Here is a 12,342-nt window from a genome sequence, read left to right on the forward strand (position 1 = left end):
AAAATGAAGCAAAATAGAAAGCATTAACAAAATATTTATTTGGATTTTTAAAAAGCAACAAATACAAAGACCACACAATGTTTAAACCGTCAGGATTAATAAAAAACGCAAGGATGCGTTATTTTGATAATCATTTCACTCTCAAAGTATAAAAAAGAAACAATAACCCCATAATTAGTTACAGAATGCAACAGAATTAGTCTATCGCACCGTTAGATATGAGAATTGGCAATAAGCATTGATTGACCTTGATTCGTAAAATACCTGCTCTGCTGCTTGCTCTAGGGATTCATATGCTATTTGCTCAATACTATGTTGATGGTAAACAACATGAAGTTATTCAAAAAGGTTTTCCTAAACGGAACGCCTTAAAATATCGTTACTTCTACAACAAAAAAGAGTGCCGTGATTATATTCGTGAGGTTTTTGCAAAATCCTGGTATGCCAAAGAAAACCTGCTGAAACTGCCCTTATTGAGTCACTGTGATTCACAGGAAAACTTGGAAAATACCTTTGTTAAACTGGTCATGGAAAAAAAGTTAGAGGTTACTCTCGACTGTCCTATCGAAATGCCAGCCACAATCAAACCACGGTATGTGCAAAAAGAAATTGTGCTACCCAAACCACCCCCAGTCCCAGAGCCTAAAGGAGAATGTTTAGACTTTAAAATTGTCGTGGAAGTGGCTGGAAATAAGATTAATGATGGCCAACGCTTAAGTCTAAGTGAAGATAACAAAGGGCGTCAGTCGTTGCAAAATCCGCAAGCGGTCGCTGGAGAACCCTCCAAACACCGTAGCCTGGTGTCGTTTAAGAAAATACCAGAAGAGCCACGTAGTGTATTTCTACAAGTCGCCATGAAAGGTGAACCGCCACTGCGTTTAAAATTATTGGATACGGCAACCCCTGTTGATGAAAAACAGGAAAAAGAATGTTGGGAGCACATCCTAGTCCCTCTAAAACCGCTCGGCTATATCACTGATGCACTGCGACGGGATCAAGCTGACCTATTACCAGACGAAGGCTGGGTCTATGTCTTCTGGAAAGGCAAACTGTGGCGGGAGTTGAAAGTCATTAAAGGTTTGAGTTTTCGAGATGTGCGCGTTGAATACTATCGTCATCAGCGTCATGGACAGTTAATAAAAGTTAATGGTGACTTACGCCCAGCATTAGGCATGCAACTAAACACTATTTGGGTTCCTTATAAACTTAATGGCGAACTCCAACAAGCTGCAAATGGCGTGTATTTATTGTTCAGCATGACACAATGGAGCTGGGATAAAATCAGCGAATTTGAAAATGACTCCGCCAAATTACAGCAAGCAGCGACCAGCGTTGAACAGCTGACAAGCTATGAACAAGGACAACACTTTGATCACCCAACAGGTGCAGTAGGTCCTATTGCCACTGCACTTACCCACCAAGTAAAAACTGAAGAAGAACAAGACTTAGACGAACAAGCAATTCCTCGCATTAGTAAACATCCCAAACTATTAGATAGACAACGTAATACAAAGATACCTGCCGTTTATTTAAAAGCCATCGATAAACGATTAATTATGCATTTTGAAACTGACTGCCATGCCCCCATTGATCGCAATGATCTATTTGAGTTACGCGCACATGACGGCTCATGGCAACATGCTTCAAAACCTACACTAAAAACATCAGAAGCTGTAGATGGAACCCAAAAACAATGGATAGAGCTTATTTTTCACGATGTGCCAGAAGGTCAAAAACTTAATTTACAGCAAACCAGTCGTGTCGAATGCGAAACACCCTTTATTATTATTAAAGACAAAACCTACAAAGAATTACGTCGTCCGGCAAAAACCACGTCGTCGTGAATCCTGCCATGAAGGGTCACCAGCCACATCCATGCCGCAGAGGGTTCAGCAATAATCATCACTGCTCAACTGTTTTCCGCTTAATAAAAACTTGTTCTTTTGCGAGGTCTGGTTCCTCGCAACGTTCAAGCATAATCGCTCGCACTGTATCACGCAGACTTACTGTCGCAGCAAAATCATTTCCATTAGGCATCACAGGTTCGTCAATATAAACGGTAATACATCCCTTACGTGGAAACCATTGACCATCACGTAAAATTGAGCGTGTTCCACGAATCGTCACTGGTATTACAGGCAAACATTCCTGAGTCGCAACCTGAAAGGCCCCTAAGTGGAAAGCAAGCAATCCTGGCATTCGTGTCAATGTGCCTTCAGGAAAAGACATAATACGCTCACCCGCCCGTGCAGCCTGGCACTGCCGCTGAGTATCTTCTACACCACCAGCGGCCTCAGCTCGATGTGCAAACAATGCCCCCAGTCGACGTAAAGATGGACCCGCGAAAACGTGTCCAGATAATTCGGACTTCGCAACAAAAGTAATCTCACCAGCGATGATTGCTGTGATAACAAGTGCATCCAAATAACTCGAATGATTAGCCACCAGCACAGCCTTTTTCTCAGATACGGCTTCAGTCTCAGAGACCTTAAGCGATATTCCTACTACACAAAAAAACAATCGGCTTGCCATATGAACCACGCAATGCCGCCAGCTCCGCTTGGGCAAAATCATAATGAGTCCCCAAGTAGAGGCAGACAACACACCGAGTACCCCCCACCAATAGCCCGCATAAAGCAAAGCTGCCACGCGTCGCCACATACGGCGTGCTCGACTACGAATGCTCGAAGCAGAGAGTGCTAAAACTTGAAGCCACAATTGCTTCTGCTTTGTATTTAATGTTCCAGCCTCATAAAGTGCCTTTGTGGCTGCACGACGCACTTTGCCGCTTGAGGTTTTGGGTATTGAGCGCGGTGGTACAAACTTGATTATGTCCAGCGGCACATCCAGGGATGTAGAACAAACATCAGTAATGTTGTTACGCAGTGTTGTTAGCTCTGCAGAACCAGTAAGCTGCGTTTCAACCACCAGTACCAACAACTCTGTACCCGAATGCAAATCAGTAGTTGCGACGGCCACAACACAACCCTTACGCACACCTGGCAGTTGACCAACAAGCTCTTCTATCTCATGCGGATAAATATTCCGACCCGCTTTGATGATGATATCCTTGGTCCTCCCAGTGATATAAACATCACCACACACCATGTAAGCTAAGTCCCCTGTTTCCAGCCAATCACCCGAAAATAGCGCTACTGTTTTTTCGGGGCTTTTGAAATACCCTGTCGTTGCTGAAGGACCTTTAAACTGTAATCGCCCCTGCATTCGTTCGGGTAACTCGTAGCCCGCCTCATCAACAACGCGTATCTGATGCCCCATCAAGGGCCTACCGCAGGCAACAAAGCTGAGGGCATAAGAATCATCTGGCGCTGCCGGCACAGCAGCACCACGGTGGGTAAAAGCAGCTCGCTCAATGCGGTCGATGATCGGTCCACGTCCTACAGGAGGAAATGCCAATCCAACCGAGTTTTCGGCAAGCCCATAAACCGGTGCCATCACTTCTCGGCTAAAACCATAAGGAACAAAGCGCTGACTGAAACGATCAATGGTTAAAACACTGACTGGCTCTGCCCCATTAATCATCATGCGTAGCGAGCTAAGGTCATGTCCCGCCATATCCTCATCCCGTACGGTTTTACAACACAACTCGAAGGCAAAATTTGGTGCCACAGATAATGTGCCGCGAACCCGCGAAATAGCGCGTAACCAGCGCGATGGATCAGCTAAAAAGGCCAGGGGTGGCATGATGACCGCCAATACGCCAAAGTACAATGAACCAAGCCAGGCACCAATTAATCCCATATCATGGTAAAGCGGTAACCAACTCACAAATACATCTGTAGAGTTGACCTCCAAAGCTTCCCCCATCGCACGGATATTAGCCAGCAAATTAGCATGCGTGAGTACGACGCCCTTCGGATCGCCTGTACTGCCAGACGTAAACTGAATTAATGCTGTGGCTTTAGGCTCTGCGGGAAAAGGTTTATCCAATTGGCCATGGTCTTTTAAATCATCAACGGCTTTGATATGCCGAAGACTTGTCACCAGACCAAATAGCAACACACCTACCTGATGCAGCTCATCTCCAATAATCAGAATGGTTGCTTCAGCTTGGGTTAAAATACTCGCTTGGCGACGCAAATGATCCTCAACTTGCGACTGCCTAAGCGGTGGATAAAGAGGTACAGGCACACCACCGGCATACAAAATTCCGAAAAACACCTCAAAAAACTCAGGCTTTGTGACCAACATAATGGCAACTCTGTCCCCAGGCTCCAAGCCATACTCTACAAGCCCCTGTGCTACTGTAAGAGCAGCATGGTGAAGTGCGCCATAGGTTAAGCTTTGCTCTTGTGTATCATTTTGCCAGACCTTTAGGTGAAGTCGCTCTGCATGCGTTATTGCATGAAAACAAAGCACCTCAACAAGCGTAGATGCCGTCATAGGTGCTCCAACTTCAGGCAAGTTGTGTTGAGGGGTAACGAATTCATACCCTTCAACAACATGTCCTCCAGGTTTTACCTCTTGAAACGCCGCCCACACATCCTGAAGCCTATTAGCTTTACTCAACAATTCATCAGGTAAATGAATTTTAAAAGCTCGATCAAGTCGTACCAGCAATTCCGCTCGCCCCAAGCTATCAAACCCCAGGTCTCTATCCAGGTCACTTTTTAGTGAGACATGCTTTAAACGTCCCAAATGAGGGTGCAGCTCTTCTGCCAGCTCGCACGCAATCTGAATCAATAACTGCTTTGAGTTACTATTCAAGTCGTCATGCACATCCTGCGTTTTAGTCTCAACCTCGATAGTCATTTTGCAAGTTAAGCCCTGCTTGATCTTTTTTAAGTGTAACTTTCTTCAAAAATAGCACACCTTAAACATACATTTTTTAAACGATAGGGCTTATCAATAAAACGCTTAATGAAAAAAAAGGAAAAATAACCGAGAAAAACTTTGAATATACCCCAGCTTGATTGACGCAACCTTTAATCAAAACACCAAAACTGTGCATTTAATAATCATTAGGTATAACAAAAACTGGGGTTGCATTGCACTAGCACAATTTCTATCCATTACAAACTATTTTTATATGAAACTACCCTGCACGTTGTAGCTCATCGAGTACATCACAAAAAAGTGTATTTTTAGAGGTGCCCTTTTGGTTGTATCGTTAAAATTATTTAACTTAAAAATAAGATTTTTTGACATACTTAACCTACCAATTCAAAAACTGTTTTATCTTTAACTATTTGATTGGAAAATTCATTGCAATGTCTTTAAGATACATAATTTTTTGCCACACAGCTGATAAAATTGATATTTGTCAATTTTATTTCCCATTAGCGCTTATCAACCTGCACAATATTAAATATTGAGCCACAAAAATTATAAAACACGACATCGATGTTGACAAAAACCATGCAAAACACCACTCTTCATTTTTTCTAAGTTTTGATTTTCCAATCTGAATTTTTTTTCAAACGTATACCTGTTTTTATACCCCCAGGGCACATGGGTTCGGCCATCAAGTGATCAAGCCCCAGGGCAAGTTTACTACTGTGAAAGTTTCGGTAGCTACTTTAATTAATATAACAACGCGGTTGGGCGGTTATATTAATAAGTGACTGGCATGGCAATTAAAAGCTCCAGCATGAACTGCATTCCCTACATCCTTTGTGGGTCAAGCACGCGGACAACAACCCCCTAGTGCTCTAGGGGGTTCGTGAAGAGTATATTCGAACTGTTAAGCACGTAAAAAAAATATATTCAAGAGGAGAAATACTAGTATGAGTAGCGGTATTATAAAAAATTCAAGAAATACAGAAAATGCGCCAAAAAATTCTCTATCTACACAAACAGTTGCTTTTTCTCACTACAATAATATTTCAGCACAATTACCTGTAGATGCTAATACGGGTAATATTGTAACTGGAGGAGTAAAAGAGCAGGCTGCACAGTGTTTACTCAATATTAAAGCCATTGTAGAAAGCATCGACCATACTATGTCCGATGTCGTTAGAATCAATGTATTCCTAAAGAACATCACAGATATTGATGCTGTAGACGAAGTTTATGCAACCTTCTTCCAAAGCTATCTTCCTACACGAACAGCACTTGCCGTTGCAGCTTTACCTATGGACGGCGCGTTGGTACAAATGGATGCTGTTATTACAAACGGTGAAGGTTCAGGTACACAAGTGCCTTGCGATCTCGTAAAAATTGTAAGAAACACAGAAAATGCGCCAAAAAGTTCTATATCCACACAAACTGTCGCTTTTTCACATTACAACCATGTTTCTGCTCAATTACCTATCGATCCGAAAACAGGTAATATCGTAGTGGGAGGGGCAAAAGAGCAAGCTGCACAGTGCCTAAAAAATATCAAAGGAATTTTAGAAGGTATCGACGTTCCTTTTGACGATATTGTTAAAATCAATATCCATCTAAAAAACCTCGCAGATATTGAAGCTGTAAACGAAGCTTATAGCACATTTTTTCCAGACTCAGCTATCGCTAGAACCGTTGGCTACGTTCCTGCACGGTCAGTAATTGCTGCTGAAGGTTTACCAATGGATGCTTTGGTACAAATTGATGCCACAGTATCGCACGGTGATGGTACCCCTCCACAAGCTGTTGAAGACAGACATGGCATTGTTATCAAAGCAAATAATACAGAAAATGCGCCAAAATGTTCACTATCCTCACAAACTGTCGCCTTTTCTCACTACAACAATATTTCAGCACAATTACCTTTAGAGCCAAAAACAAGTAAAATTGTGGCTGGTGCGGCAAAAGAACAAGCTGAACAGTGCTTAAAAAATATTAAGGCAATTTTGGAAAGTATTGATCACGTTATGGACGATATAGTGAAAATCAATATCCAACTTAAAAATATTGCGGATATTGATGCTGTACGCGAAGTTTACACAACATTCTTCAATAACGATCTACCTGCATTAACAACAATTGGCGTTTCAGCAATTCCTAGGGATGCTTTGGTACAAATTGATGCCATTGTTTCTAATGGCGAAGGAACACCTCCACAGGCATAGTGTTAGTATTAAATTAATACTGCCACCACAAAACTGCCCTCTCATAATTATGATTGAGCCTCCCATGGGGGGGGCAGTTTACGTTAAACAATTTCTTCGCAAAAATAATGTTCAATTGAGACTACCGATATAAATTTGATCTTTTGATATTTAAATGCACCTTCTATTATTTTAATCAGTAAACTGGGAGATATAGAATCCTGAGAGGCAGTTTCGCTATCTATACTTAGTTTTATACTAAGAATATCACGCTTATTTCTTGTGTCTTTATCTGTTATATCTTGCATCACACCTTAATAGTATGCACCTCTATTATTTATAGAAAGGATTTTATCCAGTCCACAATCCTTTATAATTTTTTTAACTTCTAGCAGTGAAGCTTCCATGTAAAACGGTTTCCAAGCGTCAAACTTATTAAAATCAGGGTCTAATATGAGGCTATTTTTTAATAAATCAGGCTTTTTACATATCACTGGGTCTAAAGGTGGATCTATGTGTTGATATATTTAATCATTGTCGGATTGCACAAAACCATCAGGAATTAAGCGAAAGAAAATCGCATATAATTGTATCTTTACAAAAACAAATTTCTAAAGCACCTTTGTCCAACGTCTACATAACGCTCCTCGAACACGCCGTGAATCCTTCCCTGGAGGCTTGGTTGCCGCATCCTTGCGGCAAACAGTTCGACGAGCATTATCCAGCCTTTGTCTCTCTCCGGCCTACATCGAAATACAACAAGCGTTAATTTAAAAATGATTGGGGTATCATTCCCCTTCCTTAAAAAACATCGTCCAAAGCAAAATGCTGGCAAAACGACGGGTGAGGTTGTTTACGCAGCAACTGCTGGGAGCAGTGTGAGTGACAGAGGCCATGGATGGCCTTCTGACACGGGCGGAGTAAGTAACCTTATTCGTTGTGTTTTCCCTCATACCCTTCGTGAAGTGCTCTGGGTGTTAAGCATTTAACATTACGTTATTCATCTGTTACAGAATAAAACCAATATAAACAATACTGTTAAGGATAGCCCCACAGTTTGAGAGGTCTGTAAACGCATTGGCACAACTCACGTCGTACAATAGTCACAGTTTAAAAGCGTTCCCTATACTACAGATCAACGCAGCGGAATAGGTATGAATAAGTTTCTTACAGTACTCGCCCTGACAGCATCGGTTTTGCTGGTAGGTTGCCAGCAAGAAGAACCATCGAAATCTGTTAATCAGGACAAAAAACAAGAGCAACCGGCCTCACAGCAAAAGAAAAGCAAGTGGGGTTATGAACTTGCGGATGAAGTCTGGCAAGACACCAAAAGCTATGATAGTCCACGTATGGCGTTTATTTGGAGTAAACCTCCGCATACTGAGGGTAAAACTAATTACAGGTACGAAATTTGGAGTACGAAGCTTGATCACACAGACTTAAAGCGTCGAGTATCTTATAAGGATGTTGGTAATGGGATTTTACGAACGCAAAAAACCTCACCTGATGGCCGCTATACTGTGTTTGCAGTCTCAATTAATAGCCGCTATGAAAAACGTTTATACGATATTAAAACCAAGACTATGAAGGTTTTAAGCCATGGTGGTGTTATTCCCTCCTTTGAATGGACAAGTGACAGTAAAAGCATTTATTACAACGAAGCGGGCGACTTTAAGCACTACCATATCCCAACTGCAAAACTAACTATTCTTAGCGATAAATACGGTGAACGTGGTAATGCGTTTTTAGTAATTGATAATGACACCAAGATTGTATTTTTCCGCTCTAATAAAATGCATGTTAGGGATTTAAAAACTGGAAAGCTGCTATTTGAAAGACCTTACGAACGAATCAGTGAAGAAGGCGTTATACGTACTCCAACTGGAAATAAGTTTCATTTCCAGTATCAATCAAGGGGCCATGTTATTGTTGACGCTAGCAAACCAAGCTATCCCATCATTAGTGAGTTTGATAGCGCCTCAACTCCCAAAGCCTTTGACCCTGCTGATGATACTTTGCTTTGGACTTCTGCTCTTGGTATTTATGACATAAAAAGCAATAAGAGAATTGAACTTGATCTAACTAATTTTGATGAGCTAATGCGCCTTGGTTTAGATCCATCACAGACAAATCTTTATAACTTTTAATTTTATTATTCAGGTAAATCATGGCAAACGCAGTATTTAAGCTACCAGTGCTGTATCTGGTATCTGCCGATTTTGATACGAATGGGAACATCATCAAAAACTCGTTACAACCTATCCCTGATACCTTGTTTGTTACGAGACGTACCTCTGCGAAAACGAATCAGGACGAAACGGTATTATGGACAACGAATTACCAAGGCTATGTCAATTTAGTTCGGAGCACATTTATTCAAGGCTCCAGAGAGGGCAAGCTGTTTGAACATAACCAAAAAATACATATCTTTTTTCCTAATCCACGCGTCATCAGTAATATTTATTGCGAGCACGGTGAAAAAAACTTTATTCCTGAAGTACAGAAGCTGATCACAGAGGATAAATTAAAGCAGCCCGGCAGCTCTAACCAAGTCACCATTCTGTGTGATTTACCAAAAAAAGAATATATGCGTGACCCTGATGATGTTGATGAGGACTGGTATACGGAATGGTACGAGTCTGTTGGGGATGATTATGAAGTCAAAGCAATTGTTGTTCCTAAAGTAGAAGTGCTAATTATTTCTTTTTCAGATGATCTTTTTAAAGATGTCAAGGTTGAGCTTTGGCCCCATCAAAGTAAATTTGTAAAAGAGAATATTGTTAATGCAAAATATGGTGGCGATAACGTACAAAAAGCCTCTTCACTTATTATCAATACCCAACGCAAGCAAAAAATACAGGAAGGGCTGTATAATATTCGGATCACCCTTTCAGATGCAGCTTTCCGTACAATTAACAGCTCAGGAAAAAAACACACTTTTCAGGTAGATGAGGAAGGCCTCTTCTACTACGAACTCAAAGAAAACATTGCCTTTGCCTATAAAACCCCTACGGCGGATTTCTGCTTAATTAATGGTGATCCGATTCATCTGGAAGAAGCAATGTTAAAGCAATTTCCGGATATTTTAAAAGATGTCGTTAAAGCTACCCGCGATTTAGCCCAGGGCGAAGGTGGTGAAACGGATGTTCCTGCTGGCTTGAATGCCTATATGCATGATATTAATTTACGCCATGATTATTCCCAAAAAATTGCCCAGATTGCTACAGTAAAACCTGAAGAACTGGCGAAGGGATTGAATAACAAGTCTCGAATAAGTGCCGCTAAAGATATTCTTCATCAATTTTTAGTGGATGAGCAGTATTATCATACCTCACTGGTCATGCATATTGCACTGGAAAGTGAAAATTTACTGGGCAACTATGACGCGCTCAAAAAAGCCTATGAGTTAAAGAAAAAGTATGATCATTTTACGGGGCAAATGAATCTTTTTATTAGTCTAGCGGCAAACCCCGCGCTTAACACAGGTACCCAAAACGTCCTGTTACGTTTGGCGAATAACCTGGATACAGAAAGGAGAAGCTTAAACCAGATACGCGAGGCCTTTGACATAAAAGGCTGGTTTAATCCACGCAATACTCATGTACTTGATGACGCCAAAAAAGAATATGCTATTTTAGCCAAACTGGGGATTCCGCCCCGACTCTTATATGTCGGTATGCGAGCGATGGCCGCCTGGGGTGTGTTTTCTGGTCTTTTTGATGTTTATGAAGAATATAAGCTCTTGAGTAAATCCAAAAAACAAGCGAGAAAAACGGTCGAAGATTATGAAAGCTGTGTCTTAGAATATAGAAAAGCCATTGCGGAAGACGGTGATCCCAATGTCCATAAAGCTGAACAACAATTAAAAAAAATTGCCGCAAAAACCAATAGTTATTTACCCGTTAAACGTATTTTTAGAAGCGGTGTCATTGAACTTCGTGCGAATATTCGCTTTGGCCTTGATGACGATACGACAGATGATATCCCTGTTGCTGATATCGTCGAACTTGTGAATAACCAACCAAAAGCTAAGCTCACTTTACACGGACACGCCTGTCCCTTAGGCAGTGATCATTATAATATGATGCTATCCAAAAAACGGGTGGATAATATTCGTAAGGTTTTTATTAAAAAGGGTATTCAAACTAAAAAAGTCGACACTGACTTTTCCGGTGAATCCTACCCGATAAATAAAAAAAACGGTTCGATTTTTTACGAAGAAAGTCGTCGGGTTGAAGTCTGTGTGGCATTACCGGATGCTGAGTTTATTTTTCGGCCTTCTCGGGAAGCCATGCAAGTCTTAGAAAAATACCGCTTTGCCCAGGTTAACAGTGCCATGGGTTTAGAAGAACAACAACAAAAAATGCTGATGGCCGTATTTAATGCCGGTGTAGGGATGGCCGCGCTAGTTCCGCAATTTGCAGTGGTTACTACCGCGATCATGGTGCTGCCAACAGCGGCTAAAAGCTTCATGACCCTGGCCGAATACATTGATCGCACTGCGTTTGATTCTGTATTCACCTATTGGCTCGCCGAAAAACGTTTAGAAGATCAGCTCGATAAACGTTCAAAGTACAACCAACGTCGTATTGATGCCAGTCCCGATCCCAGTGAACAAAAAGACTATATCAAATATTTAAATAACCAATACCGCATTCGCGCAGAAGTACTCACTGCATTATTAAAACTGCTGATGCGTGCCTCTTATCGCTATGGTAATCGGCTTGGCGGTGTATTTAAACAACCGAAAACAGAATCAGATCAAGCACTCGCTGACCAGTGTTTAAATGAACTTCGAATCAAAGAGTTTATTGACTTATTCGTATTAAATGCCGAAACCTGGCACTACCCACATCTGGTTAACTTTGACTACAACCTGGATCAATTCTGGATGGACTGTCTGGACATGAAGGATGTCTGGGATCCAGAGAGCTGGCAGCAGCAATCCAGTACACACTTTGCAAACCATCCCCTGATTCAACGCATTACAGAAGCCAATCAACGTGCACAAAGTGCTACCTATCCCTATTACAGTATCAAGCAAATGGAAGGTGGCTCGCTCTCAACACCGACACAAACAAAACCCAGTGATGTGCACAGTAAATATTTTATACCCTGTACTTTTCAGCAATGTTTTCCCATACACGCCATTAACAGTGAAAATCTCAGCGTGTTAATGCATAACTTTGATTTAAATTATGCCAGGCTAAACAACGATATCTATAAATTTACCGCTATGTATGTCCGACCCTATGGTGCACTCGCCTCTGACAAAGGTGCTGATAAACCCTGGATGATGATGGAAGAATACCTGAAAACCCATGATGGTATTTCTCCTTTGGATCAAGTG

General features: G+C 41.4%; 6 protein-coding genes. 5 read left to right on the forward strand and 1 reads right to left on the reverse strand.

Annotated features, from left to right (window positions below):
- Positions 1–248 precede the first annotated feature (248 nt).
- Positions 249–1,844, forward strand: a complete 1,596-nt coding sequence (locus KCG35_RS18945; RefSeq protein WP_215821434.1) for a hypothetical protein — start codon at positions 249–251, stop codon at positions 1,842–1,844.
- 58 nt (positions 1,845–1,902) lie between these two features.
- Here KCG35_RS18945 and KCG35_RS18950 read toward each other — a convergent pair whose 3' ends face one another.
- Positions 1,903–4,773 (reverse strand): AMP-binding protein, encoded by a 2,871-nt coding sequence (locus tag KCG35_RS18950; protein WP_215821435.1) that lies wholly within the window; start codon positions 4,771–4,773, stop codon positions 1,903–1,905.
- A gap of 974 nt (positions 4,774–5,747) precedes the next feature.
- On the opposite strand from KCG35_RS18950, the gene KCG35_RS18955 reads away from it, so the two are divergent.
- The 4 genes from KCG35_RS18955 to KCG35_RS18970 form a co-directional block, all read left to right on the forward strand.
- Positions 5,748–7,013: a RidA family protein gene (locus KCG35_RS18955; RefSeq protein ID WP_215821437.1), complete on the forward strand. Its 1,266-nt coding sequence runs from the start codon at positions 5,748–5,750 to the stop codon at positions 7,011–7,013.
- Between the two features lie 755 nt (positions 7,014–7,768).
- On the forward strand, positions 7,769–7,981 hold the full coding sequence (locus KCG35_RS18960; protein WP_215821439.1) for a hypothetical protein: 213 nt from the start codon (positions 7,769–7,771) through the stop codon (positions 7,979–7,981).
- A gap of 165 nt (positions 7,982–8,146) precedes the next feature.
- Positions 8,147–9,139: a TolB family protein gene (locus KCG35_RS18965; protein WP_215821441.1), complete on the forward strand. Its 993-nt coding sequence runs from the start codon at positions 8,147–8,149 to the stop codon at positions 9,137–9,139.
- 20 nt (positions 9,140–9,159) lie between these two features.
- Positions 9,160–12,342, forward strand: a 3,183-nt coding sequence (locus KCG35_RS18970) for an OmpA family protein (protein ID WP_215821442.1), incomplete at its 3' end; no start/stop codon positions are given.

The sequence above is a fragment of the Zooshikella harenae genome (assembly GCF_018837975.1).
GTDB classification, from domain to species: domain Bacteria; phylum Pseudomonadota; class Gammaproteobacteria; order Pseudomonadales; family Zooshikellaceae; genus Zooshikella; species Zooshikella harenae.